We start from the raw sequence: 25,823 nt of genomic DNA, 5'->3' as shown, positions 1-25,823 counted from the left end.
CGACGCGCACAGGCTGACAAGCACAGGCCGACGCGCACAGCGCGACGAGGCTCCGCGGGGCTGCTAGAGGACCTCTTGGCTCTCTCTGCGCCCCTTGCGCTGCTCGCGCTTGAACATGAGCACCCGCAGGGGAATCGCGGTCACCAGCGCGATCTGCATGCTGGCCCCGACCTTGATGAGCGTGTCCCCGCCTTCGGGCCAGGCCGCCCACACCGTCAGACAGGCCACGTTGATCATGATCCAGGCCAGCACCACGGCGGCGAGCTGCCCCTTCGGCTTGGGGTACTCGATCCGGCTCACCATGAGCCACGCCACCGCGAAGACCGCCCCGATCGTCACATAGGACGGCTGGAACAGCAGCACGATCGACACGACGGTCATGGCGCCCATGGGGATGGGCAGGCCCATGAAGTCGCCGCTCTTGGTCTTGACGCAGGCGAAGCGCGCCAGCCGTACGACACCGGCGAGCAGCACGCAGCCGGCGGCGACGAAGGCCAGCCACAGCGGGAGCCTGCCGGAGAACCCCGCCCAGAAGAACACCATGATGGACGGGGCGAAGCCGAAGCTGATGACGTCGGCCAGGTTGTCGAGCTCGGCTCCCATCGCCGAGGCCCGGAACCTCCGCGCCACCAGGCCGTCGAACAGGTCGCACGTCGCACCGATCAGCAGCAGCACCGCCGCGGTGGCGAAGTAGCGAGGCTCGATGACGAACTTGTGCGCCGTCTGAAGCTGGTGGATCGCCGACCAGGCCAGCACGCAGACGGCCAGGAAACCGCACAGCGCGTTGCCCAGCGAGAGCGAGTCGGCGGCGGACAGGCGGAACGCCTTGCCGACAGGTCCCCTCGGCTCCTCCTCGACTTCGTCCACGGGCCAGCTCGTCGCGTCAGCCGCGGTCAAGTCGCGTCACCCCCGCCACTGTCCTGTCCCCGACCGACACCGCCGGGGCGATGCCCTCGGGGAGGTAGATGTCGACCCGGGAACCGAAACGGATCAGCCCGAAGCGCTCGGCACGGGTGACCTTGGCTCCAGCGGCCAGGTAGGGGACGATCCTGCGTGCGACCGCACCCGCGATCTGCACCACTTCCAGATCGCCCACTGCGGTGTTGAAATGCCAGACTACGCGCTCGTTCTTGTCGCTGTCCTTGTTGAACGCCGGCACGAACCCTCCGGGCACATGCTCCACCGAGGTGACGGTCCCCGCCATGGGAGCCCGGTTGACGTGCACGTTGAGCGGACTCATGAAGATCGCTACCCGGGTGCGGCCGTCGGGCCACGGGTCGATGCTCTGCACCGTGCCGTCGGCGGGCGAAAGGACGCGCCCCTCCCCGGGCTCGCGCTCCGGGTCGCGGAAGAACCAGAGCATGGCCCCGGTGAGCGCGGCCAGTGGAGCCGCCGCGAACGCCCAGCGCCGGTCGCGCACCGCGAGGGAGGAGGTGATCGCCGTCGCCGCGACGGTGGGGAACAGCCACGGGGAGACGCCGCGCGCCAGACCCATGCGGCCTGGCGGGGTGCTTGCTGAATCGTGGGACACGGACAACCTTTGGTGGTGACTATGGGCTAGAGCTATACGGTTTGCCGCCTTGGTGGAGGATGGTACCCATCCTCCACCAAGGCGTCGCACAACTAGACAAGCAAAGCGCCTCAGCCACGGTTTCCGCTAGCCCTGCTGCGCACTGGCAGGTGCGGCAACCTCCTTGTCCTTGCGTGCGTCCCGGCGAGCCTTGATCAGGCTTGCCACGGTGGTGATCACCATGGTGCCACCGATGACCGAGAGGGAGACCCAGATCGGCACGTGCGGGGCCCAGGACACGCCGCTGCTGCTGAGCGCTTCGAGGATCAGCTTAACCCCGATGAACCCGAGGATGAACGCGAGACCGTAGCTGATGTAGACCAGGCGCTGGAGTAGTCCGCCCAGGAGGAAGTAGAGCTGACGCAGTCCCATCAGGGCGAACGCGTTGGCGGTGAAGACGATGAAGGCGTCGGTCGTGAGGCCGAAGATCGCGGGGATCGAGTCGAGGGCGAACAGGAGGTCGGTGGTGCCGATCGCGATCATCACGATCAGCATGGGGGTCACGTAGCGCTTGCCGTCGATCCTGGTCGTGATCTTGGAGCCGACGTAGTCCGGGGTCGTCGGCAGCGTGCGCCGCACCCAGCGCAGGACCGCGTTCTCGTTGAGGTCGTCGTCCGGCTTGTTGTGGGAGCGGATGATGCCGATGGCGGTGTAGATGAGGAAGGCGCCGAAGACGTAGAACAACCAACTGAAGCGGGTCAGCGCGGCGGACCCGAGCGCGATGAAGACGCCGCGCATGACCAGGGCCATGAGGATGCCGATGAGCAGCACCTTGTGCTGGTACATCTTCGGCACCGCGAAGCGGCTCATGATCAAATAGAAGATGAAGAGGTTGTCGACGCTGAGGCTGTACTCCGTCAGATAACCGGCGAAGAACTGCCCCATCGCAGTGCCGCCGCCGAACAACCCGATTCCGATACCGAAGATCACCGCAAGGGCCACATAGAAGCCGACCCAGAACCCCGCCTGCCGCATCGTGAACTCGCGGGGCTCCCCGCGGTCCACAATCCACAGGTCAAAGGCGAGAACAAGCAGCAGGCCGCCAATCGTGGCAGCCCAAACCCATATCGATATGTCCATGTTTCGCTAAACCCTCCGGCGCCCATGACTCAATGCCGGAGGTCTCTCCCGCCCAGGGCATGCGTCACCACCGTGTGACGTTTGGCGGACCGACAGCCCCGGGGGCCTCGTGGGATGAGGCGACACCGTGATGACGAGACTGCCGCGAAGGGATACTCCCCTCCCTAACTAGACGCAGTATAGGTGAACGCTCCCCCGCCCACTATTCATCCTCGCGCAATTTCGACGTACACCGTATGCACCGAGGTCAGGGCCTCGGCCTCTCCCGGCAGCGCCGCCCCCCGCGCCAGCGCCGCCCGGGCCAGCCTGGCCCGAAGGGCGGGATCCCCCAGCAGATCCCGGACGGCACCGCGCATCGCGGCCACATCCCCGTACGGCACCAGCACACCGGCCTCCCCCACCATCTCCGGCACACCGCCCACCGCCGTCGCCACCAGCGGGCATCCGGCGCGCAGCGCCTCCTGGACGCTCAGGGGCTGCCCCTCCCACCGGCTCGGCACGACCACGGCCGTCGCCACCCGGAGCAGGTCGGCGACGTCGTCCCGGTCGCCGAGCAGCCTCACCGGCAGCCCCTCCCGGTCGATCCGCGCCTGCAACTCCCCGGCAAGGGGCCCTCCGCCCGCGACGAGGAACACCGGCTCCTGATCGAAGGGTCCCGCGGCCACGCTGAGAAGCTCCGACAGTCCCTTCTGCTGGGCGAGTCGCGCCACCGTCAGCAGCACGGGCCGCTCCCCCACCCCGAGATCGCCGCGCGTCTCGGCCACCGTACGGCGCGGCTCGGGCAGCGCGGGCGCCGGCACCACGGCGGGCCTGACGTCCCGCGCGCCGAGCGCCCTCATGCGCTCCGCGAGATCGGGCGAGACCGTGAGCACGGTGTCGGCTCTGCGGGCCACCACCCGCTCCAGCGCCGCGAAGACGGCCCCCACCGCGCCTCCCGCCGTGGCCGCGTTGTGCAGGGTCACCGCGAGCGGCGTCCGGGTGCCCGCGAGGCCCAGCGCGGCGAGCGCCCCGGCGCGCAGACCGTGGGCGTGGACCACGCCGGCCCCCGCGGTGGCGCGGCGCAGCCGGGCCACCGCCTTCAGGTCGTTCAGCGGGTGCGGCCGGCCGGAGATCGGCACCGGTGTGAAGCGGGCGCCCACCCCGGTGAAGCCGAACGTGTCCTCGGTCGCCCGCGGCCCCGCCACCAGGACCGCGTGCCCCTCGCGCACCAGCCCGGCGGCCAGCATGCGCACATGCCGCCCCACGCCGCCCGCGCTGGTGCCGAGTACGAAGGCGATCCGCCTGCGGTCACCCATATCCCGTCCTCCTCACGCATTCCTCACGCATTCCTCCGCGCGAAGCGCGACACCATCGCCGCCGCGTCGCGCCGGTCCACCACCAGGGCCGCCGCCCCGCCCGCCGCCAGAGCCACCGCCCCGGCGAGCGCGGTGACGACACCGCCGCTCCACCCCCCGACGGGCGCGGACCAGGCGGCGACCAGACCGCCCGCGGCGAACCCGGCGGCCCCGCCGGCCAGCGCCGCGAGGAAGGCCCGTCCGAGCCCCTCGGCGGCCGGCCCGCCCGCCGTCCTCACCACGGACACCAGCAGGACCGCCGCTCCGACCGTCATGCCCACCGAGCCGCCCAGGCCGAGACCGGCGAGTTTCCAGTCACCGGGCAGGATCACCGCGAACAGGGCCTGGGCCGCCATCGCGACCACCCATCCGGCCACGGTGCCGCCCGCGGCGGCGCGGCCCAGACCCCTGGCGTAGAGGACCCGGCTGAGGTGGGCCATCAGGCCGTACCCCACAAGCCCCGGGGCGAACAGGGCGACCGCTCGGGCGAACTCGTCCACGCCGACCACCGCCGACGGGTCTTTGATGAAGACCTGCGCGGCCGGGGCCGCCACGGCGGCCAGGGCTCCGGCGGCCAGGCCGCTCACCAGCACCACCGCGCGCGTCGTCCCCGCCGCGACGGCGGCGAACCCGGCCTCGTCGCCGCCGTCGGCCCGCGCGACCAGCGCCGGGAACGCGCCGGTGGCGATGGGGACGGCCAGCACCGCGTAGGGGACCTGGTAGATCGCCCAGGCGAAGTTGTAGGCGGCGAGGCCCCCCGCGCCGACCTGCGTGTTGGCGAGCCACACGACCAACGCGGTCGCGGCCTGCTGGGCGAGCAGCGCCGCGAGCCCCGCGAAGGCCAGCGTGCGCACCCGCCCGGCGACGCTCGCGGGGAAGCGCAGCCGCGGACGCAGCCGCAGCCGGAGCCGGGACGCGGGCCCGACCACGGTGACCACCAGCGCCAGCACCCCGAGGGACGTGCCGACCGACAGGGCGAGCTCGCCGGGCCCCACCTCGCGCCGCAGCCCGGTGTCGCCTCCGCTCAGCGGGACGAAGGCCAGATATCCCACGATCACCACGAGGCTCGACACAAGTGGGGCGAGCGCCGGAAAGGTGAACCGGTGGTGGGCCTGGAGGACCCCGTAGAGGACGACGGCCAGGCCGTACAGCGGGATCTGCGGCGCGAACACCACCAGCATCCGGGCCGTGACCTGCGCCAGCGCCTCCGGGTCGCAGGTGGAGGCGTCCCCTCCGAGGAACAGTCCGGCGATCGGCCCGGCGACCAGCGCGGTGAGCACGGCGAGCGGCACCAGGAGGACCAGAACCCACGTCAGCAGCGCCGACGTCGTCTCACCGATCTCCGCCTTCGCCTCCGGATCCCCGGGGCGGGACGCCGGCCCGGCCAGCAGCGGCACCACCATGCCGGCGAGCGCTCCGCCCACCACGATCTCGAAGACCAGGTTGGGGATCGCGTTGGCGGTGAAGTAGGCCGTCGACAGGCAGTCGGTGCCGACCGTCTGGGCGAAGGCCAGTTGTTTGCCGAACCCCGTGATCCGTGCGAGAACGGTCAGCACCCCGACCAGGACGGCGGCGCCCGCGATGCCCTGGCCCAGCCGTCTCACCGGCGGGGCGGCCATCACTCCGTCGGCGCGGGCGCGGGCCGGCGGCCCAGCATGTCGAGCCGGTTGAGCACGGCGTTGCCGGCGATGACCTTGGTGAAGCTGACCTTCTCGGAGGCCGCCGTGAGCGCCACGACCGTGCCGAGCACCGCGAGGCGGCCGGGGCGGCCAAGGGTCGTGGCCGCGGCGAGCCCGACGAGCGCGCCGAGCGCGTTGGCCCCGGCGTCGCCCAGCATCGCGCGCTCCCCCAGGTCCTCGGGGAGCAGTACGGCAGCCGCCCCCACCGGCACGGCGGCCAGCGCCGCCGCCGCGGGGGCGCGCTTGGCGAGGGCCGCGGCGAGCAGCGGGCCGCCGGTGAGCAGGCCCACCTTGACGGCCCGGCCCGGCCGCAGGTCGAACAGGTTGGCGAGGTTGGCGCTGCCCGCGACGGTCGCGCCGTTGATCAGGGTGTCGACCGGGCCGCGCGAGACCAGGGCGGCCGACGCTAGCCCGGCGGCCCCGATGCCGAGGATCTTGACCGCTCCGCTCGTCACCTCGCCCTTGCGCAGCGCGGACAGGTGTCCTTTGAAGCCCTTGGAGGAGGTCGTGCCGTACAGGTCGTCGTAGGCTCCGAGCGCGCCGCTTCCGGCACCCGCCAGAAGCGCCGCCGCGCGCTGCCGCAAGGACAGGCCCGGCACCAGCGCCGCCGCGGCCCCTGCGCCCGCGACGAACGCGGGCCCTTCGAGCAGGGTGATCGGCTCGCCGCGGTGGTTGGTGCGCGCCCAGGTCTCCGCGTCGCCGACGGGCGGGCGGCGGCGGAAGGCGGAGTAGGCGGCGCGGGCGGCCACGGCACCGAGCGCCGCGCCCGCCAGGGCACCGATCAGAGCACGGGACATCATCAGCTTCCCTCAGAGGTCGACGTCGAGGAGGGCGTCGGTGTGGGCTCCGGCTCCCTGACGGGCTGGAATCCCGAAGAATCGCTGCCCAGCCCGTACTGCCCGGCCGCACCTGACAATTGCTCCCGAAGAGCGTAGACCACGACGACGCGCCCCGCAGGCAGATCGGCGGTGTCCACGCTCGACACCCGCTGCGCGACCTCGCTGGTGTCGCGCAGCGCGGTGATCATCCCGCCTGAGGCGGCGGCGTCAGCCGTACCGATCACGACCGTGCCCTGGCCGCCCGCGTCGAGCGCGCCCACCGTCGAGACGATCGCCATGTTCTGGGCCTCGGCGCTCTCCCCTTCGAACGGATCGCCGCTGATGACCACGGCCAGCGTCGCCCGCTTCGAAGGCTCGCCGGTCACCGAGATCAGACCGCCCTTCTCGAAGGTGTCCAGCACCTGGGAGGCGTCCGAGGCGCTCTTGCCCGCCTGCGCCCGGTCCGGCGTCACCACCGCGGAGGCGAGCACCGCGCCCGCCTTGGCGTGCGGCGTCGCCTCGTCGGCGAACGTCATCCCGACCGGCTTGGCGGTGTCGGCGGTCCGCTCGACGAAGCCGACCTCCTTGGGGTCGACGAAGCGCTCGGTCAGCGCGACGCGCCCACTCACCGCCGCCCCCGCCTGGACCAGCACCTTCTGTACGGCTTCGCGCATGGAGGCGGTCGCGCCGGGAGCCTCGAACACCACCACCGACTCGCCCGCGAGCTCGTCGCGGACCAGCTGGCCGGTCGAGGCGGTCACGAAGGAGTTGTTGCCCTCCTCGCGCCGCTGCAGCGTGTCACGCTCGCCCCGGAGCTCCTGGTTGTTCTGGCCGAGCAGACTGCTCACCTCTTCGGTGGTCTGCTTCAGCTCGTCGGTCAGGACCGTGCTGCCGAGGAAGATCCCGACCGTCAGCGCCAGGAAGATGGCCACGATCGACACGAGGTGATACCGGAAATCGATCACGAGAAGAGTCCGACCATCCAGAAAATGAAACCGTTCCACAGATCGCGCAGTCCGGCGATCCAGATCTGGCCCACCGGGGAGACCAGCAGCGCCGCGCCCATCGTCACCATCGCGACCGCCACCAGCAGCATCAGCGACGGCGTGGAGATGCGGCTGCGGTAGAGCCTGCTGACGCCCTTCGCGTCGATGAGCTTGCCCCCGACGCGCAGGCGGGTGAGGAAGGTGCTCGCCATCCCGGCCCGCCCCTTGTCGAGGAACTCGACCAGCGTCGCGTGTGTGCCGACCGCCACGATCAGCTCGGCGCCCTTGTCGTCGGCCAGCAGCATCGCGATGTCCTCGCTCGTGCCGGTCGCGGGAAACACCACCGCGCTGCGGCCGAGCTGACGCACCCGTTCGAGCCCCGGCGCCCGGCCGTCGCGGTAGCCGTGGACGACCAGCTCCGCACCGCAGGTCAGCGCCTTGGTCGACACCGAGTCGAAGTCGCCCACGATGAGGTCGGGCAGGTAGCCCGCCTCCAGCAGCGCGTCCGCCCCGCCGTCCACCCCGATCATCACCGGACGGTATTCCCTGATGTACGGCCGGAGCGTGGCGAGGTCTTCCTTGTAGTGGTAGCCGCGCACCACGATCAGCACGTGCCGCCCTTCGAGCGAGGTGCGGATGTCGGGCACCCCGACCCCGTCGATGAGCAGGTCGCGCTCACGGCGGACATATTCCATGGTGTTGGCGGCGAACGCCTCGATCTGCACCGAGAGCCCGGCCCGGGCCTCCGACATGGCGGCGGCGACACTCTCCGCCGACTGCACGTCGCCCTTGCCGACCGGCTCGTCGCCGATGTAGACCACGCCGTCGCAGAGACGGACCTCGTCGCCGTCCTTCACACGCTCGAACAGCTCGGGCGTGGCGCCGTCGACGAACACCACCCCGGCCTCGATCAGGATCTGCGGGCCCAGGTTGGGATATCGGCCGCTGATGCCCGCCGCCACGTTGACCACTGCGGCGGCTCCGCACGCGACAAGAGCCTCCGCGCTCACCCGGTCGACGTCGACATGGTCGATGATCGCTATTTCCCCGGCCTTGAGGCGCTTGGTCAGCCTCTTGGTCCGCCGATCGATCCTCGCCACTGCCGTCACCCCGGGAAGGTCATCTGCCTTCCTGCGGCGGAGGCCCGGAACCCTCAAGGTCGGCACCTTCATCACGACCATCCTGCCAGAGCCCCAGACCTCACAGACCCATGCTCACCCAGCGTGTCGCCTTTGTCACAGAAAGATCTACGAGGTTTCCGCAGGTAGAGCGCCTATACCCCTGCCAATCAAGGTCGGCGAACCGTTTTCCGCAGCTCATCACATCAACCCCATCAACCGCCCACACACCACGCCGGAGAGGCCAAATGCCTGCCCACCGGGCACCCGCCGCCCGCCCGGCCACTGCTCCGAGCCACTTCCCCGAGCCACTGCTCCGACCGCCCCGCCCCGTCCCCGATCCCGTGCCCGACCCTGTGCCCGATCCCGTGCCCGATCCCGTGCCCGACCGAACGCACCCGGCACGGTCACCGCACGGTCACCGCACGGTCACGGCCCCGTCGCCCGTCCCAGCTCCAGAAGCTCCTCCGCGTGGGCTCTGCCGAGCTCCGAATCCTCCAAGCCGGCGAGCATGCGGGAGAGCTCGCGCACCCGGCCTTCGCGGTCCAGCGTGACGACGCCGCTGCGCACCACGCTGCCGTCACTCGCCTTCTCCACCACCAGGTGCTGGTCGGCGAAGGCCGCGACCTGCGGAAGATGGGTCACCACGATCACCTGGGAGGTGCGGGCCAACTTCGCCAGACGGCGCCCGATCTCGACGGCCGCCTTTCCTCCGACCCCCGCGTCGACCTCGTCGAAGACGAAGGTCGGGACGGGGTCGGCTCCGGCGAACACGACCTCGATGGCCAGCATCACCCGGCTCAGTTCACCGCCGGACGCGCCCTTGCCGAGGGGTAGAGCGGGTGCCGAGGGGTGGGCGGCCAGGCGGATCTCCGTCTCGTCCGCGCCGTGGGGGCCGAAGTCGGGGGCGGCGTTCAACTGCACCACCACCCGGGCGTGGGGCATGGCCAGCGCGGCCAGCTCCTCGGTGACGGCGCGGCCGAAGCGCTCGGCGGCAGCCGTACGGATCTCGGTGAGGCGGGCGGCCCGCTCGCCCAGCAGGGCGTGGAGGTCGGCGAGCTCCTGGTGGAGCTCGCCGACGCGGTCGTCGTCGCCGTCGAGCTCGGTGAGCCGGGCCGCCGCGGCCCGCCCCCATTCGAGGACCGTGTCGACGTCGACCCCGTATTTCCTGACCAGTCCGGCGAGCACCGATCGGCGTTCCTGGACGTTGGCGAGCCGCACCGGGTCGGCCTCGACGGACTCGGCGTAGGACGCGAGGTCCATGGCGATGTCGGAGAGCAGGTAACCCGCCTCCGCCAGCCGGTCGGCGAGCCCCCCGAGCACGGGGTCGAACTCCCGGGCCGAGTCCACGGCGGAACGGGCCTGGCCGACCAGGGACACCGCGTCGGTCTGCGTATCGGCGACCGACATGGGATCGCCGAGGAGCGCCGTGTGCGCGGCGGTGGCGGCGAGGCGCAGGGCGTCGGCGTGCGCCAGCCGTTCCTCCTCCTCCCGCAATTCGACGTCCTCGCCCGGGCGCGGCTCGGCGGCCTCGATCTCACCGAGCCCGAACCTGAGCATGTCGGCCTCCTGCGCGCGCTCCCTGGCGCGGGTGGTCAGCTCGTCCAGCAGGGCGGCGGCTTCGCGGTGGCGGCGGTAGGTCTGTTCGTAGTCGCGCAGCGGCTTGACCAGATCTTCCCCGGCATATCTGTCGAGGGCCCCGCGCTGGCGGGCCGACTGGAGCAGCCGCTGCTGGTCCATCTGCCCGTGTACGGCGACCAGCTCGTCGGCCAGATAGGTGAGCGTGCCCACCGGCACCGTGCGGCCTCCGAGCCAGGCCCGGGAGCGGCCCTCCGCCGACACGGTGCGCGAGATGATCAGCTCGCCGTCCTCGACGCCGCCTCCGGCGTCCTCGACCTGTTGCGCGACGCGGCCCCGGGGATCGACGACAAGGGTGCCCTCGATGACGGCGCGGCCCGAGCCCGGCCGGACGCGAGAGGGGTCGGCCCGGCCGCCGAAGAGCAGCCCGAGTCCGGTGACCACCATGGTCTTGCCGGCGCCGGTCTCGCCTGTCACGACGGTGAACCCCGGCGAGAGCTCCAGAACGGCCTCGTCGATCACGCCGAGCCCCTGGATGCGGACCTCATCGACCCTTGGTCGCACTGGTCCCTCCGTCCAAGCCATCGAATAAGCCATCGAACACCAGTACGGTGCGCGCCACGATCCTACGCGCTTCAGCTTTCATCAACTCGGATGGCCACAGAAGCCACGCGGGTGGCGCCCGCCTGCGCCTTCAGTGGCGGACCCTGCCCCGCCAGCCCTGCACGGGCAGCTCGAACTTCGCCACCAGCCGGTCGGTGAACGGTGCCCCGGTGTCCTCCACGCCGTGGAGTCGCGCCAGCCGTACCGGGATCCGGGCGCGGCGGACCTCGACGCGGGATCCGGACGGGAGGTCGAACCTGCGCCTGCCGTCACACCAGAGCACGCCGTTGGGCGTGTCAGGCACAATCTCCACGGCGAGCACCGAGCGCGGCGACACCACCATCGGTCGGGCGAACAATGCGTGCGCGCTGATCGGCACCATCAGCAGTGCCTCCACCTCCGGCCACACGACCGGGCCGCCGGCGGAGAACGCGTACGCCGTCGAACCCGTCGGCGTCGCGCAGATCACCCCGTCGCAGCCCCACCGCGACAGCGGGCGACCGTCGATCTCCGTGACGACCTCCAGCATGCGGTCGCTCTTTTCGACCGTAGCCTCGTTCAGCGCCCATGTGTCGGCGATGACCTCGCCGTTGAGCCGCGCCGTCACCTCGACGGTCATGCGCTCCTCGACGTCGTAGCGCCGCCGTACGACCTGGTCGACGGCCTCCGTGAGGTCCGCCACCTCGGCCTCGGCGAGGAACCCGACATGGCCGAGGTTCACCCCGAGCAGCGGCGTGCCCGCCGGCCTGGCGATCTCGGCGGCGCGCAGCAGCGTGCCGTCTCCGCCCAGCACGATCATCATCTCGGTGCCCTCGACGGCCGCGTCGCCCTCGGCGACCACCTCGACGCCCCGGCACGCCACCGCGTCCGCCTCGCTCTTGAGCACGCGCACGCTGATGCCCGCCGCCAGCAACTGATGAATGACCCTCCTGGCGCTGTCCACGGCCGCGTCCCGCCCGACATGGGCGGTCACCAGGAAGGCACGCTGCCCGCTTGTCACCGGGGCCCCTCCGCCACCGCCCGTTCTATCTCCGAGGAGAGATCCGCGACGGGCGGCGCGCCCTCTCCCTTTCCCAGCCACAAAAGATATTCCACGTTGCCCGATGGTCCTGGCAGCGGACTGGCCGTTACGCCCCTTACCGTCAGCCCGAGCTTCGTGGCGGCCTCCGCCACCTCGCGTACGGCACCGACCCGAAGCCCGGGATCCCGCACGACGCCGCCGGCCCCCACGCGGTCCTTGCCCACCTCGAACTGCGGCTTCACCAGCATCACGAAATCCGCCTGATCCGCCGCGCATCCAGCCAGCGCCGGCAGAACCAGACGCAGCGAGATGAACGACAGATCCCCCACCATCAGCGATGGAGGCTCTCCGACCATCTCGGAGGTCAGGTCTCTGACATTGACCCGTTCCATCACCGTAACCCGTTCGTCCGTGCGGATCGACCACGCGAGCTGGCCGTATCCCACGTCGACGGCCAACACGTGCGCCGCGCCGCTGCGCAGCAGCACGTCCGTGAAGCCGCCCGTCGACGCCCCCGCGTCGAGGCAGCGCCGCCCCTTCACCACAAGCCCGTGCGGCCCGAACGCCTCAAGGGCCCCGAGCAGCTTGTGAGCCCCACGGGACACATAATCCGGTCCGTTCTCGACGTCGGCCACCACGATGGCCGACGCCGTGTCCACCTGCGTGGCCGCCTTTCCCGCGACCCTCCCGCCGACGGACACCCGCCCCGCGTCGATGAGCTGCCCCGCCTGCTCTCTCGACCGCGCCAGCCCTCGGCGCACCAGCTCACTGTCAAGCCTCACCCGCCGGCTCATACGCCCACCCGACCGATACGGCCGCGGGCCACCGGCCCCCCGGCCGCCACGGAGCAGACGCCCAATCGAGCCTGCCGTCGGCCCTGCGGCCCTTCGACAAGCCCCAACCACGGACTCACGCCCAAACCAGCCCCATTTCGCTCACTCTGTCCGGCTTGCGCCGCCGCGGAGGACAACCCTGCACAAGCTCACCGACGCCTCTCGCAGCCCGATCACCCGGTTCCCGATCCGAAGGCACCATGCTGCCCCACCCCATCGCCCTCCTAGGACAACGAGAGCCCTCACCGCCCACCCCATCGCGAGCCCCGCCGATCCGGCAACCCCAATACAGCTCACGACATCCCAGCCGACAGAGAAGTCCTATGGTGTGTCAACACCTTCATAGGGCAACGAAGTCCTCAGACCACACCCCTTCAGCCCCGCCGATCCGGTAGGAGACAACCACGACCTCAACTTGGCAGATCACGGCATCCCACCTCTCCCCACGCTGCCCCGTCACCCTCATAGGGCGGCAAGAACACCCACCGCGCGCAGGCCGATCGAGTGGGCTATGGCACAACCTCGACCTGGTGGATCACGGCGTCCCCTTTCGACTGTCCCCAACGCAGCTTCAGACGACCCAGCGGCAGAAGGCGCCCATGCCTCAAAACCTCCGCTGGACGCCCTCTCGTCTCTCGGCCCATGTGGGGGACCGGGCGAGCCGCCGACCTACAGGCCCGACAAGAAGCCTGATGCCTCGACTCGCCCGGCCCTCCGTCCCGGAGTCGCTACGGGACATCTGAACCCTTCCGGCAGCGGACTCACCCTTCGTGGCCCGCGGGTCGCGCGACGGAGTCGTCTGCGGAGGCCAGAGCGCCCTCCAGCTCCGTGAACACCTCCTCGAACACCGCCACGTGCCCCGACACGGGGAGGTCCGGCAGCCGGGTCAACGCCCCGAGGGCGTCGTCGACCCGTGCGTTGCCGGTCGCGTCCAGCGGCTCTGTCATGCGCCCCCTCCAGTGCGGCTCATCGCGGAACCCGACCGCGCCGACGCCGATCGCGACGCCTGCGGCGCGGACCTGACGGTCCCCGTGCCTCTCGTACTCGCCCCAGTGCCTCTTGCGCCTCTCGGCACACCCGCCGAGCGGGAGGCCGCGCTCCGGCCGATCCGGGAGGCGCTCGCCCTGCCGGCGGCTGACCTGACGGTACCGGAACCCGTCCGAACCGTTGCCGTCATCGCCGTGCCCGCGCTCATCGCGGGCAGGGCTCTCTACACGGTCCGCGACACGATCCTCGGCATGGTCCTCGCCATGGCTCTCACCGCGGACCGCGGCATCGCGCCGCCGCGGTTCCTCTCGGCCGTGCGCTCCCGGCCGCCGCACGAGAACTCCGCGCCGTGCCGGAGACGGCGTGCCGGGTGGCCGCCACCGAAGTGGAACGCCGCGCCGCGGCGGACCACCCTGGTGAGGACTTCCCGGCCGGTGCGGACCTGGACGACGTGCTCTGCGAAGCGCTCGCGGCGCCGGTGCTCTTTAAGACGCCCCGCGCCCGCCTCGTCGCTCCCGCCGCACCACGGGTCGAACGCGAGGCGCCCGCGGCCCCGGCAGCGCTCCGGCTCTGCCGACCCCTGGCCGCTGTGCCCGCCGTATCCGCTGTGCCACGGCCCCGGCGGCTCGCGGCCGTGGTGCCCGCGGTGCTCCGAGTCCGACGGCTCGCGGCGGCGGTGCCCGTGGCGCGCCGCGACGTGCCAGCGGTTGTACGGCCTGCCGCACCCGTCGTCCCGCCGCCGGTCGCGCGCCGGGCGGCCGTTTGAGCGGTGCCCGCGGCACGCCGGGTCGCCGAGGCCGTCGCGCCGACCGCACGCCTGGTCGTCCCGGTGGCGCGGCCGGCCGTTCCGGCCAGGCGATTCGCCGCCGTACCCACCGCGCGCCGAGTCGCGCCCGCAGCCTGAGCCGCCGTCCCGGTGGCCCGACCGGCGGCGGCCCCGACAACGCGTCCGGTCGTCCCGGCCGCACGCCTGGCCGTCGTCCCCGCAGCCCGGCTGCCGGTCCCGGCCGCGCGTCTCCCGGCTCCGGCCGTACGGCCGCCGGCCGCGCCCGCGGTACGGGTTCCGCGAGTCGTCGCACGCCCGGCCGCAGCAGTGGCCCGCCGAGTCGTGGTACGCCCGGTCGTCGTGCGTCCGGCCGCACCCGCGGCCCGCCCAGTCGTGGCGCGTCCAGCCGTAGTGCGCCCGGTCGTGGCCGCGCCGGCGGTGCGCCGGGTCGTGGTGCCCCTTCTCGTGGTCGCAGCGCGCTTCGTGGCCGCCGTGCCCGCCCCCGTGGCACGCTTGGCCGCCGTCGTCGCCGTTCCCGCGGTCCTCTTCGCGGCCGCGGTGGTCCGGGTCGTGGCGCGCTTGGCTCCCGCCGTAACCGTCGCCCGTTTGGTCGCCGCGGCGCCACCGGCCGCGCGACGGGTCGTGCCCCGCGCGGTGGTGGTGCGCCTGGCCGTCGTGGCAGCGCGCGTAGGGCCCCCCTCGATGCGGGACTCCAGCTCGGTGACACGCTCGTGCAGACGGTCGATATCCTCGCCACGTGGCAGGTCGAGAGCACGCATCAAGCGATCGACCTCCCCCCGTACGATCTCATCGAACTTATGCCTGATAGACCTCCCGGCACTAACAAGCTCATCAGTGAACGAATCGACTTGATTGGACATCTGGCTCACCCCGTTTTCACCAGAGGACAAGAGATCGCGAACTACAGCGTGGGCTCTGTTCGTTGTCCCATTGGTGCGATCTGGCTCTTGCGTGTATCCACGCAAAGCTTCGAACACCATGGCAGACGCCTCCTTTTCCGGCACGCCCCCGCGTGCCGGATTTCACGTTGTGCCTATGCGGAACGCTACCTTCCGTATGTAGAGAGGTACGGACCGGTCCGGAAGGAAAGGGATTCTGACCCATGGCGACCGTCGAGGAGTGCCGCGTGGCACTGCTGAAACTTGGCGAGCAGTTCGACGGGCTCGACCACGAGACGCGTGCGAAGCATGTCGTCGAACGGACCATCAACTGCACCGTCTCAGACCTGGCCGTCACGTTCCACGGCCGCCTTCATCACGGCGGTCTCGGGCCGTTCACCGAGTCTCCGAGCGCCGATGCGCCCCCCGCCGATGTGCGCCTCATCATCACCAGTGACGACCTGATCGCACTGGTCGACGGGACACTCGACACCGCCCGCGCGCTGTTCAGTGGCAGGGTCAAGCTGGAGGCCAGCTTCGGCGACCTCATGCGCCTTCGCAAGCTCCTTTAAAGCTCTTCTCCGCCTGGAGGGAAAATTGAGGATTCGGGAACAGCACTGAACGGAGTGAGGTGTGCCTTGGGCGCCAAGATGCTGATCGATGGATATGACACCCTCCTGCTTGACTTGGATGGGGTGGTCTATTTGGGCCCGCATCCGATACCCGCCGCCACCGAGTCGCTGAAGGAGGCGGCGCGCTCAGGCATACGCCTCGCCTACTGCACCAACAACGCATCACGCACCCCCCGCGCTATCGCCGAACACCTCACCGCCCTAGGCGCCCCCGCCTCCGTCGAAGATGTCGTCACCTCCGCTCAAGCCGCCGCCCGGCTCATCGCCGAACGCGTGCCGGCCGGTTCCCCCGTCCTCGTCGTCGGCGGCATGGGCCTGCGTACGGCCGTCCGCCAGCAGGGCCTGCGGCCCGTCACCACGGCCCTCGACCACCCTGTCGCCGTCGTCGAAGGATTCACCCCCGACCTCTCCTACAGCCTGCTGAGAGAGGGCGCGCTGGCCGTGCGGCAAGGCGCCCTGTTCGTCGCCGCCAACGCCGACAGCACCATGCCCACCAGCCGGGGCGAGGTGCCCGGCAACGGCTCCCTCACCCAGGTCATCGCCCACGCCACCGGAGCCACCCCCATCGTCGCCGGCAAGCCCGAACGCCCGATGCATCGCGAGTCGATCCTCCGGACCGGCTCCCAACGCCCCTTGGTCGTCGGCGACCGGCTCGATACCGACATCGAAGGCGCCACCGCCGCCTCGGTGGACAGCCTCCTCGTCCTCACCGGCGTCGCCACCCCCCTCGACATCCTCACCGCGGGACCGCGCCACAGGCCGACCTACATCGCCGCCGACCTCTCGGAGCTCCACCAGCCCTATCCCGACATCACCGTCGAAGCGGGCCAATGGACCTGCGCCGCGTGGACCGCCACGTGGAAGGACAACTCCCTTTCGCTCGAAGGCCACGGAGACCCGGTCAACGCCCTCCGGGCCGCCTCTGCCGCCACCTGGGCCTCAGTAGGACACCACTCCGCCGCCCCAGCAGCCGTCACCTCGGCTCTGGAACTGCTCTCCCCCTGACCTCACAGCCGGCCCCGACCCCGCCGTCGGCGCAACGCGCCGACGGCGCCGTGCCGACCGATCACCGGGCAGGTCCACCGTTCACAGCGGCAGGAGGGGAGCGCACCGCCCTCCTGGTGCTCATCAGCGGCCGCTTCCGCGTTGACCTTCCCGGGCACGATGTGGTCCTGACCAGGCAGGGTGACTACGTCGTGTGGGGCAAGGGCGTCGATCACTCCTGAGTATGCCGAAGAAGAGTCCGTCGTCTTGACAGTGCGCCGGCCGTCCATCCCCGGCTACAAGATCAGCGAAGTTGCGAAACCGGCCTCGTCGGTCGGCGGATGCCCAGAGGCCGGACGCCACGGGAGCCGGAGTCCGCTGATTAGACATGCGGACCCGGTTCCAGGCGCTGTCTCACGATGCCGCCCGTCTAGCGCGCAGGGTGGCCCGCACGCTGTTCAGGGCGGTCACGTAGTGGCGTTGATCGGGCCGCATGGCGACGGCGATGGCCAGCGGTTCCTGGGCCGCCTCCATGTCGCCGGTGCGCCACAGGGCGAGGCCGAGACCGTAGTAGGCGTAGTCCTCCGCCGGATTGGCGGCCACGATCTGCCGGAAGCTGTCAACGGCTTGTGCATATTGACGTGAGTTGAACTGGGCCCGTGCGAGTGCTTCGCGAATGCTCCGAGACTCCGGCTCCGCCTCGGCGGCACGCTCCAGCAGAGCCGCTGCGGCAGCCGGGCTCCCCTCCTTCAGCAGGCGGGATCCGCGTTGAAACCAGTCGTAGACATCTCCGTCAGGCTTGCCGGATTCATTCGCTGAGAAGTCAGACGAGCCGTCCCGTCCTTGAATCATCGCAACTCCTAGAGCGTGCAGACCCGGGCGTCAGCCTGGGGAGGGAACGCGGCACCACCGCGTGATTCGCCGAACCGACGTGTGGCGGTGTAGATCAGGCCGTCACATGCGAGCTTTGCGGTGCCCTCGCCGCTTGGCGGAATGAGAGGCGGAACGCGGGGGCAGCGGATGCACGAGCTCAGTGGGCGTCCTCCTCTCGATCGGACGGTCGGACAGGGAGGCGGGGATCCCCCTGGGATAACCGCAGGGTTTCGTTGGTTCGAGGGCTGCTTCAGACGGGGGAGGATGTCAGGTGGGAGACCTCCTTCTGGGACGTGGGCCGACATGGGATCTGACCAACCGCCGCCGGAGCCGTGTTCAGGGACACCGGCAGAGCACTTCTCGGGCGATTCAAGCCTTTATGGGAGCATTCCCGGTATGGCGAGCTCTGAACTACCGGTACAAGACGGGCTGGTGCTACAGCCGTTTCGCGGCGTGCGCTACGTCCTTGACAACCTGGCTCAGGTGACCTCACCACCATATGACCTGGTGTCGGACAGCGACATCCTCGACCTTCTCGCCCTCCACCCCGCCAATGTCGTTCGGCTCATCCTTCCCGGTCCGGATCACCACAGGTATGCCGAGGCCCGGGACACACTGAGGTCTTGGCTGGCATCCGGCCTCCTGGCAGCGGACGATCAACCGGCGATCTACGTTTATGAGCAGTGCACCGCAACCGACACGCACAGCGCTGTCCGCCCAACGGCACAGCACGCCTCCACGAGCGACATCCCCCTGGCCGACCTTTCCCTCCATAAGACGCACCGCCACCGCCCCATGGACGGTCACGGAACTCTGCCGGAGCACCACGCCGCACCTCCCGCTTCTCCGGAAGGCAGTCGTCCACTCCGCTCTGGACACGCTTTTCAGACCGAGGGCCGACCCGGCGCGCCGTCCACGTCCGAGGCAGCATCGGAGGCCGCATCGGAACGGCGAGTTCTTCAGCGCGGTCTCATCGGCGCGGTCGCCCTGACGGACCCTCGACAGGGCATCGTGCTGCCTCACGAGAACGTGATGCCGGGGCCGGTCGCCGACCGATTGGCCTTGATGCGCGCCGCGGAGGCCAACCTCGAACCCATCTTCCTCCTCTACGACGGAGGCGGCCCTGCCAGCCACCTCGTCGATGAGATCGCGACCACTCGACCTCCTTTGATCGAGGCCGTCACCGACGACGGCATTCGCCACCGCCTGTGGGCCGTCACCGAACAACCCAAGCTCGATCTGATCGCCGCCGACCTCCACGACCGGCAGGCATTGATCGCGGACGGCCATCACAGATATGCGACCTACAGGGCGCTCCAGCAGGAGTACCACGCGTCGGGACACGGAAACGGCCCTTGGGACAGCGGTCTCGCCTTGCTGGTCGACTCCGCCGTCTACGCCCCCGACCTCAAACCCATCCACCGAGTCATCCCGGCACTGCCACTCGCTGAGGCCGTGGCCAAGGCCAAGGGCGCCTGGCAGGTGCATGAATATCCCACGCTTCACGAAGGGCTGACCGCACTCGCGTCATGCCACGGCATCGCCTTCCTGCTCGCCGGGGACGGCAGCAGCCACCTGCTCACCGATCCGGACGCTCTCCAACTTGAGCGCGCCATGCCCGACGACCGCTCGGAACGCTGGAGATCTCTCAACACGTCCATCCTGGCGGAGTTCGTGTTCCCCAAGGTGTGGGGGATACGGGACGACGAGGAATCCGTCCGCATCGTCCACCACGACCCTTACGCGGCCGAGGATCTCGCGCGCCAGGCCGGCGGCACCGCCGTGGTGCTGCAGCCACTGGCCGTGGACGCCGTGTCGGCCGTGGCCGCCGAGGGCGAGCGGGTGCCCAGGAAGTCCACATCCTTCGGCCCGAAGCCGCGCACCGGGCTCGTCATGCGCACCTTCGCCACAGATTGATCAACCCGCCAAGGCGGCGACTTCGTGTGCCCTTCTCGGCGTTCCCGTCCTCCCGTCCGGAGGGGCAGAGCGGGGGCAGACCCCGGTCGAGGGACGGCACCGGCTCGGCTCCGCCGTCCTCTCCCACTCGTCCGTCAGGAGGCGTGGCCTTCGGGCGTGGCACCTGAGCCGCACGTGCCCTGCCGCCGCCCGGCGGCCCACCGGCCACGGAAGGCGAGCTCGCCCCTTCTCCAGAGGGGCCGTCTGCAGCAGCCGCTCCGCCGACGGCGAGAACGCCGCTGTCGGCGACAGGCCTCCCGCCCGCCTCCCCTGGCATCGCCGTTGATCGCCGTCCGCTGACCCGGGCACCGCTCTCGGAATGCCCCGTGGCCGGCCCGCCGTCCGCCCGCCCACCAAGATCTGATTCGCCGCCGTCGAGAGCAGGAGGGAGCGTGCGGCTCCGGCCGCATGAGCCACATCCATCACGACCGCAGGGCCCAAGTGACATCGCATCGCACCGATCAGCACAGACCGCGGCCTTGCTCCTTTCTCCCGGCAACGGCCCGCCTACCGCCTGGTCACAGACAGGCGCGGACCCGCCACCTCGGCCACCCCCGCGCATAAGCGAGTTGGGAGCAGATCCACACGACGCCGGGCAGCGGTGCATGAGCTCGGTCTCCCCATCCGGACCTCCCCGTGCGGCGTCTGCCCTCTCCCGAATGGCATGCGCCCCTTCACGGCCTGCCCCCGGTCTGACGGGCCCGCCTCCGCGCCCCTCGGTCCGCCCGCTCGGGCCTGCGCTCCCTCCGCCGCCGCCTCGTGCTTTCCCAGCGCTGCTCAGCGGTCCAGGACCGCCGCCGGACATCCCCAGGAGAACCCGTCCCTCGGGGCTCCGTCCCTTCAACCGCCTCCCACTCCCCCACATCGAACCGTCACCACCCCGTTCCGGCGACGCGGCCGCACGCTCACTCCGATCCCCGAGGAGCGACGGAGGCAACATCAACGCGTCCGACATCACCCCGCCCTTCCCCTTCTCCGCAGCGAACACCCGGGCCGCAGTGGAGGCCGATGCCGTGGCGGACGCCGGTGCCGCCGCAGAGGCCTCTTCCACAGTGGACGCGTTTCCCCCTGCCGTCGTCGACACCCCTGCCGTCGTCGACAACGCCGCTGCTGTCGACGGCACCGCCGCCATCAAGGCATCGACGGAACGCGGCGTCGCGGCTGCGGGGCCGAGCTCCTCTGCAGGCAGAGGCGGCGGAAGATTCCTCACCGCGGTCGCCTCCACCTCCATGTAGGTGTTCCGATCGGCGAGGAACCTCCGACGCAGCGAACCGATGACCTCGATCACGTCACCCGGACCGCAGTCGTCCAGACCTGAGGCCACCTGCCGGTCGTAGGTCACGCACCTGATGCTGTCCACCCTGGTGGACGGCTGGCGCCGCTGCCGCCGGACGATCACACGCCATGTCACGAGCGAGTCTTCCGCATGCAGAGACTTCCGCTCAGGCCGCGCAGACAGACGGCCGACCAGGATGACTTCGTTGCGGTCCATCGTGATCCTCCCAATGGGGGTGCTCCTTGGCGAGGACCACTCTCTACGATGTGAGCATCCCCAGAATGGGCCGAGCGCCGTTCTGTGGATTACTTCAAGCTCCGAGGTGACCTGTGGAAAACATCACCGCACTCGGCGGGGACGTTTACGAGATCGACACCCGTATGGCGGGATTCTCCGGCATCACCGCCGGCTACTTGATCCTTAGTGACCGACCGTGCCTGGTCGAGACGGGCACGTCAACCTCTGCCCCCGTCGTCCGGGACGCCCTCCACCACTTGGGCGTAGGCCCCGATGATCTGGCGACCGTCGTCGTCACCCACATCCATCTGGACCACGCCGGCGGCGTCGGCGACATCGCACGCTATTTCCCGTCCGCCGACATCGTCGTGCATGAGAAGGGCGCGCGGCACCTCGCCGATCCGTCCAGACTGATGGCCAGTGCACGCATGGTGTGGGGCGACCGCCTCGATACACTTTTTGGGGAACTGTCGCCCACCGAGGCATCGCGCATCCGCGCCCTCGGCGACACAGGCGCCGTCGATCTGGGCAACGGGCGCACCCTCGCCAGCCACTACTCCCCAGGGCATGCAAAGCATCACGTCGGACTCATCGACTCAAGCACCGGCGACCTCTACGTCGGAGATGCGGCGGGTGTATACCTCCCCCAAACCGGCGATCTGCGCCCGGTCACTCCACCCCCGGACTTCGACCTCGACACCGCGTTGAACTCCATCGCACTGTTCCAGGCCCTTGCACCGGAAAGGCTGTTGTTCAGCCACTACGGGCCGGTTCAAGAGGTTGAAGACATCCTTGAGCGTTCTGCGGAAGAACTAAAAATCTGGGTAGACCTCACGCGCCAGGCCAAGTCCGAGGGCATGGACCTCGACCACGCCGTGGCGATGGTGCGCGACCGCACGCGAGGGCGCTACACCGCTCTGCAAGCCGACGACGAAACCGCTGAACAGTTCGAACTCCTCAGCGGCGCCCCATCCAATGTCGCGGGCATCCTGCACTGGCTCGACCGCGTCGCCCCGTGACCGTTCACACGGCCACCCAAGGCGTCCGCACCACATGACTCACCGGCTTGTACGGCATACGCCGTACAAGCCGGCAACGCCAGAAGGGCGCCGAACGTCACCGCGTTCGGCGCCCTCCATCGGAACCAGCCGAGATCACTCCTCGCGCTTCGTTTGCGGGGCCGCCTCATCCAGCACGTCGCCATAATCCGGTTCGATGAACGCCGGACCGACGCCAGGCTTCACCACATCGGTCTCCGATGCCGGCTCAGACTCCGACTCCGGTGCAGACTGGTCCGCAGGTGCCGGTTCCGCCCCGGGGGCCTGGCCTTCAGCGGCTTCCCCGACCTCAGCAGATCGAGCCTCGTCGCCATCGGTCGATTCGCTCGCCGCTTCGATCACCGCGTCAGCAGCCGGGACCTCGTCATCCGAAGCCTCCTCGCTCGAAGTCTTCTCCCCTGCGACCGGCTCTTGACCGGCCTCCAGGGTGTCGTCCTCCTCAAGCTGAGCGTTCAGATCGGCCAAGTCGTCGAGCTCGACGTCCTCACCGTTCGCAACCAGCCCGGAGTGCGACGCGTCCCCCTCCGCGCTGACTTCTTCCTCGGCATCCTCGGCATCTTCGATGTCTTCGATGTGGTCGACCGCGGTGCCGGTAAGCTCCGCGTAGCGCTCGGCCGCATCGGTCTCGCCTTCTTCGTCGAAGTCGACGGCCCGCTCAAACCACTCGATCGCGGCGGCCTGGTGGCCGGCGTGAGCGAGAGCGTCGGCGTAGGCGAAGGCCAACCGCGCGGACCACGGCTGAGGACGTGTGTCACGCAGTTCGGGAAGACGCTGCAACGTGATCACAGCGGCGTCGAGCTGCCCCAGATCCCGGCGAGCGCCCGATTCGACGATCGTCAGCTCGATCCGGCCTTCGCGATCGAGCCGTTCCGCCTCACGCGACCGAACCAGATCGAGAGCCCGCTCCGGACGGCCGAGGCCACGCTCACAATCCGCCATGATCGGCAGATACGCATCGGAGCCCGTCATGCGCCGCGCCGCACGCAAGTCGCTCAGAGCCTCGGCGTACTGCCCCGCCCGATATGCCGTGACGCCCGAAACCTCGCGGACGACCCCGATGCGGGCCGCGAAACGACGTGCGACCTTGGCATGCTCGTACGCGGTTTCGATGTCGTCGCGGGAAAGAGCCCGTTCCGCCGCGACCATGTGCTTAGCCACCAGTTCCGCAAGCTCCAGCGGAAGGGAACGCAGCCCGTCGAGCACCTCGCGGTCGAGTTCGTCCGGGGTGATGTCGGGCTCAAGCTCGGGCAGCCGCTCGCGAGGGGCATCCGTACGTTCCTCCGAACGCTCCGGCTTGCCATACCTGCTCCGCGAACCGCCCTGCTCCTGCCGGAACGACCCACCGTCGCGGTCACCCGAGCGGTACGGCCGATCGCCACCGGAGTCCCGATCACGATAGGGCCGCTCTCCCGAGGAGTCGCGGTCGCGGTACGGCCGGTCCCCACCAGACCGATCCCGATACGGACGACCCTCCCCCCGCGAATCGCCATAACCCTGACGATCACCGAACCGGCCACCGCGATCCCGATCACCCGACCGGAACGGACGATCGCCACCACGGAAACCACCACGCGAATCACGATCACGGGAATCACGATCACGGGAATCACGATCACGGGAATCACGATCGCGCGAATCACGATCGCGCGAATCACGATCGCGCGAATCACGATCGCGCGAATCACGGAACGGACGATCCCCACGATCATCGGAGCGATACGGACGATCGCCCCTGTCACCGAAGCCCCGCCCGTCGCGATCGCCCCCGCGCCCGTAAGGACGATCGCCACGGCGTTCGTATCCTCGGTCCTCGAAACGGCGCGGACGGTCACCACCACGTGAACCGCCGTAAGAAGGACGGTCGCCCGAACGATTGGGCCTCTCGCCTCGGTCGTCGGAACGGAAGGAGCGCCCGCCACCGAACGAATCACGATCCCGATAGGGACGATCGCCGCCCCTACCTCCGCGATCATCGGACCGATAAGGCCGGTCTCCGCCCCGCGGAGGGCCGCCATAGCCTCGATCGCCTCCGCGGGAACCACCGAACGACGAACGCTCACCCGAGCGGTACGGCCGATCGCCACCGGAGTCCCGATCACGATAGGGCCGCTCTCCCGAGGAGTCGCGGTCGCGGTACGGCCGGTCCCCACCAGACCGATCCCGATACGGACGACCCTCCCCCCGCGAATCGCCATAACCCTGACGATCACCGAACCGGCCACCGCGATCCCGATCACCCGACCGGAACGGACGATCACCACCACGGAAACCACCACGCGAATCACGATCACGGGAATCACGATCGCGCGAATCCCGGAACGGACGATCCCCACGAGGCCGACGGTCGTCTCCAGAGCCGGCGTCACCACCGCCGGACCCGCCCTCACGATTGTCGCGCCATTCTCTGCCGTCGCGCTCATCACGCCGGAAAGGCGGGCGCTCTCCTTGATCACGCGAACCGTATGACCGCCGCTCGCCATAACGCGGCCCCTCGCCGGGAAGGCTGCGCCTCTCTCTGCCCCCCTGGAAGCCACCTCGGCGGTCTCCGCCAGAACCGCGGTATCCGCCCTCTTCGCGTCGGCCCGCGCCGTCACGTCCGTTATCTCTGTTCACTTCTGTCCATTTCGTTGCCTCACTCGGCGAGCACACCTTCGGCTCTACAGCCGCCACGGATCAGGCACTCGCCACGTCGGACGCCGTCCGGCCACGGGCCATGCCCACGTTCGTCTCGCTGCACCGCGTCCGGCCCTACGCGATGAAGGCCACCCTGGAGGGGTGGCCCGGCTCCCCCCAGCCTAGCAAGCCCCCACACTTCCCCGGGCCCCGCCCAGCAAATCCCAATGTTCCACCAGCGCCACGCCGCCCCCGGTACGGCGAAGCCCCAAGCGGCACTCCTCCACCGGCACTCCTTCACTCAACCCCAGCCGCCGTGGATGCCTCCGAGCGGCCCGGCACACCGGCAGCAGGCGCCTCGAGAGATCAGAAATTCTCCTCGGAGCATACTCTTGGGAGCGGCCACCAATACTGCTGCACTATCAGCCAACAACAAGAAACCCCGGAAACCAACCACCGCACAAACAAAAAAGGGGGCCACCCGGCCCCCACAAAACAAAACCAGAAACCCCACCACCCCGCCGGCAACCCCACCACCCCACCGACAACACCAAAACAACAAAAAAAGAGGGGCCGCCCCACCCCAGGCAACCCCCCAAAACAAGAAAAGGGCCACCCCACACAGGATGGCCCCTCTCATATAAAATTGTCCGGCGGCGACCTACTCTCCCACACCCTCCCGAGTGCAGTACCATCGGCGCTGGAGACCTTAACTTCCGGGTTCGGAAAGTAACCGGGTGTTTCCCCTCCGCAAAAACCGCCGTAACCCCAACGACAACAACCAAAAGATTGCCGCCTCAGAATCACACAGTGGACGCGAGCAAAAACGCACAGCACACAGACTGCACAAAACCTTGCGGTCAAGTCCTCGGCCTATTAGTACCGGTCAGCTCCACACCTTACAATGCTTCCACACCCGGCC

Annotated in this window: 23 protein-coding genes, 1 rRNA gene and 1 pseudogene; 8 read left to right on the top strand and 17 right to left on the bottom strand. The window is 69.8% G+C overall.

Annotated features, from left to right (window positions below; translation table 11 throughout):
• Positions 1-63: 63 nt before the first annotated feature.
• From BLQ73_RS09135 to BLQ73_RS31080, 12 genes are all read right to left on the bottom strand, one after another.
• Positions 64-897, bottom strand: a complete 834-nt coding sequence (locus BLQ73_RS09135; RefSeq protein WP_093169952.1) for a CDP-alcohol phosphatidyltransferase family protein — start codon at positions 895-897, stop codon at positions 64-66.
• Positions 884-1,495 carry a phosphatidylserine decarboxylase gene (locus BLQ73_RS09130; RefSeq protein ID WP_093169951.1) on the bottom strand — a complete coding sequence of 204 codons (612 nt, stop codon included), beginning with the start codon at positions 1,493-1,495 and terminating at the stop codon, positions 884-886. The genes BLQ73_RS09135 and BLQ73_RS09130 overlap by 14 nt, the downstream gene beginning before the upstream one ends.
• A 162-nt stretch (positions 1,496-1,657) precedes the next feature.
• Complete coding sequence (locus tag BLQ73_RS09125; protein WP_093169950.1) at positions 1,658-2,650, bottom strand: TerC family protein; 993 nt, start codon at positions 2,648-2,650, stop codon at positions 1,658-1,660.
• A gap of 206 nt (positions 2,651-2,856) precedes the next feature.
• Positions 2,857-3,945 carry a glycosyltransferase family 4 protein gene (locus BLQ73_RS09120; protein WP_093169949.1) on the bottom strand — a complete coding sequence of 363 codons (1,089 nt, stop codon included), beginning with the start codon at positions 3,943-3,945 and terminating at the stop codon, positions 2,857-2,859.
• Between the two features lie 23 nt (positions 3,946-3,968).
• Complete coding sequence (murJ, locus tag BLQ73_RS09115) at positions 3,969-5,603, bottom strand: murein biosynthesis integral membrane protein MurJ (RefSeq protein ID WP_093169948.1); 1,635 nt, start codon at positions 5,601-5,603, stop codon at positions 3,969-3,971.
• Positions 5,603-6,463 carry a hypothetical protein gene (locus BLQ73_RS09110; protein WP_093169947.1) on the bottom strand — a complete coding sequence of 287 codons (861 nt, stop codon included), beginning with the start codon at positions 6,461-6,463 and terminating at the stop codon, positions 5,603-5,605. Before BLQ73_RS09110 ends, murJ begins: the two co-directional genes overlap by 1 nt.
• Complete coding sequence (locus tag BLQ73_RS09105; protein WP_093169946.1) at positions 6,463-7,446, bottom strand: copper transporter; 984 nt, start codon at positions 7,444-7,446, stop codon at positions 6,463-6,465. Before BLQ73_RS09105 ends, BLQ73_RS09110 begins: the two co-directional genes overlap by 1 nt.
• On the bottom strand, positions 7,443-8,639 hold the full coding sequence (steA, locus tag BLQ73_RS09100) for a putative cytokinetic ring protein SteA (RefSeq protein WP_093169945.1): 1,197 nt from the start codon (positions 8,637-8,639) through the stop codon (positions 7,443-7,445). The genes BLQ73_RS09105 and steA overlap by 4 nt, the downstream gene beginning before the upstream one ends.
• Positions 8,640-9,014: 375 nt before the next feature.
• Positions 9,015-10,727: a DNA repair protein RecN gene (gene recN, locus BLQ73_RS09095; protein ID WP_245690935.1), complete on the bottom strand. Its 1,713-nt coding sequence runs from the start codon at positions 10,725-10,727 to the stop codon at positions 9,015-9,017.
• A 130-nt stretch (positions 10,728-10,857) separates the two neighbouring features.
• On the bottom strand, positions 10,858-11,766 hold the full coding sequence (locus BLQ73_RS09090; protein ID WP_093169944.1) for an NAD kinase: 909 nt from the start codon (positions 11,764-11,766) through the stop codon (positions 10,858-10,860).
• Positions 11,763-12,581 carry a TlyA family RNA methyltransferase gene (locus BLQ73_RS09085; RefSeq protein ID WP_093169943.1) on the bottom strand — a complete coding sequence of 273 codons (819 nt, stop codon included), beginning with the start codon at positions 12,579-12,581 and terminating at the stop codon, positions 11,763-11,765. Before BLQ73_RS09085 ends, BLQ73_RS09090 begins: the two co-directional genes overlap by 4 nt.
• Positions 12,582-13,381: 800 nt before the next feature.
• A complete protein-coding gene (locus BLQ73_RS31080) occupies positions 13,382-13,567 on the bottom strand; it encodes a hypothetical protein (protein WP_143020187.1) in 186 nt (61 codons plus the stop codon).
• A 389-nt stretch (positions 13,568-13,956) separates the two neighbouring features.
• Here BLQ73_RS31080 and BLQ73_RS09075 point away from each other — a divergent pair, with 389 nt between their 5' ends.
• The 5 genes from BLQ73_RS09075 to BLQ73_RS09060 all read left to right on the top strand — a co-directional run bounded on the left by BLQ73_RS09075 (position 13,957) and on the right by BLQ73_RS09060 (position 17,130).
• Positions 13,957-14,373: a hypothetical protein gene (locus BLQ73_RS09075; protein WP_093169941.1), complete on the top strand. Its 417-nt coding sequence runs from the start codon at positions 13,957-13,959 to the stop codon at positions 14,371-14,373.
• A gap of 3 nt (positions 14,374-14,376) precedes the next feature.
• The gene (locus tag BLQ73_RS34530; protein ID WP_275936279.1) at positions 14,377-14,511 is read left to right on the top strand and encodes a hypothetical protein; all 135 of its coding nucleotides are present in this window, start codon (positions 14,377-14,379) and stop codon (positions 14,509-14,511) included.
• A gap of 1,009 nt (positions 14,512-15,520) precedes the next feature.
• Positions 15,521-15,844, top strand: a complete 324-nt coding sequence (locus tag BLQ73_RS09070; RefSeq protein ID WP_245690934.1) for an SCP2 sterol-binding domain-containing protein — start codon at positions 15,521-15,523, stop codon at positions 15,842-15,844.
• Between the two features lie 78 nt (positions 15,845-15,922).
• A complete protein-coding gene (locus tag BLQ73_RS09065; protein WP_093170097.1) occupies positions 15,923-16,909 on the top strand; it encodes an HAD-IIA family hydrolase in 987 nt (328 codons plus the stop codon).
• A gap of 50 nt (positions 16,910-16,959) precedes the next feature.
• Positions 16,960-17,130 carry a cupin domain-containing protein gene (locus BLQ73_RS09060; RefSeq protein ID WP_245690932.1) on the top strand — a complete coding sequence of 57 codons (171 nt, stop codon included), beginning with the start codon at positions 16,960-16,962 and terminating at the stop codon, positions 17,128-17,130.
• A gap of 172 nt (positions 17,131-17,302) precedes the next feature.
• Here BLQ73_RS09060 and BLQ73_RS09055 read toward each other — a convergent pair whose 3' ends face one another.
• Positions 17,303-17,740, bottom strand: coding sequence for a tetratricopeptide repeat protein (locus BLQ73_RS09055; protein WP_093169939.1), 438 nt, complete (start codon positions 17,738-17,740; stop codon positions 17,303-17,305).
• A gap of 141 nt (positions 17,741-17,881) precedes the next feature.
• Here BLQ73_RS09055 and BLQ73_RS09045 point away from each other — a divergent pair, with 141 nt between their 5' ends.
• Positions 17,882-19,678, top strand: coding sequence for a DUF1015 family protein (locus tag BLQ73_RS09045; RefSeq protein WP_420820001.1), 1,797 nt, complete (start codon positions 17,882-17,884; stop codon positions 19,676-19,678).
• Between the two features lie 1,052 nt (positions 19,679-20,730).
• A complete protein-coding gene (locus BLQ73_RS33905) occupies positions 20,731-20,952 on the top strand; it encodes a hypothetical protein (protein WP_245690930.1) in 222 nt (73 codons plus the stop codon).
• Between the two features lie 11 nt (positions 20,953-20,963).
• Here the strand turns inward: BLQ73_RS33905 and BLQ73_RS34960 are convergent.
• Positions 20,964-21,209, bottom strand: a pseudogene (locus BLQ73_RS34960) (single-stranded DNA-binding protein); the annotation flags it as partial.
• Between the two features lie 113 nt (positions 21,210-21,322).
• On the opposite strand from BLQ73_RS34960, the gene BLQ73_RS09035 reads away from it, so the two are divergent.
• Entirely contained in the window at positions 21,323-22,249 is a 927-nt protein-coding gene (locus BLQ73_RS09035; RefSeq protein WP_245690929.1) for an MBL fold metallo-hydrolase, read from the top strand.
• A gap of 135 nt (positions 22,250-22,384) precedes the next feature.
• Here BLQ73_RS09035 and BLQ73_RS09030 read toward each other — a convergent pair whose 3' ends face one another.
• The 3 genes from BLQ73_RS09030 to rrf form a co-directional block, all read right to left on the bottom strand.
• Complete coding sequence (locus tag BLQ73_RS09030) at positions 22,385-23,257, bottom strand: prolipoprotein diacylglyceryl transferase (RefSeq protein WP_245690928.1); 873 nt, start codon at positions 23,255-23,257, stop codon at positions 22,385-22,387.
• Positions 23,258-23,280: 23 nt separating this feature from the next.
• A complete protein-coding gene (locus BLQ73_RS33900; RefSeq protein WP_245690927.1) occupies positions 23,281-24,882 on the bottom strand; it encodes a hypothetical protein in 1,602 nt (533 codons plus the stop codon).
• Positions 24,883-25,549: 667 nt separating this feature from the next.
• Positions 25,550-25,666: ribosomal RNA gene (gene rrf, locus BLQ73_RS09025) — 5S ribosomal RNA — on the bottom strand.
• Positions 25,667-25,823: the final 157 nt, after the last annotated feature.

Source organism: Sinosporangium album (assembly GCF_900100605.1).
GTDB classification, from domain to species: Bacteria; Actinomycetota; Actinomycetes; order Streptosporangiales; family Streptosporangiaceae; genus Sinosporangium; species Sinosporangium album.
This window is presented reverse-complemented; position numbering and strand designations above follow the sequence as displayed.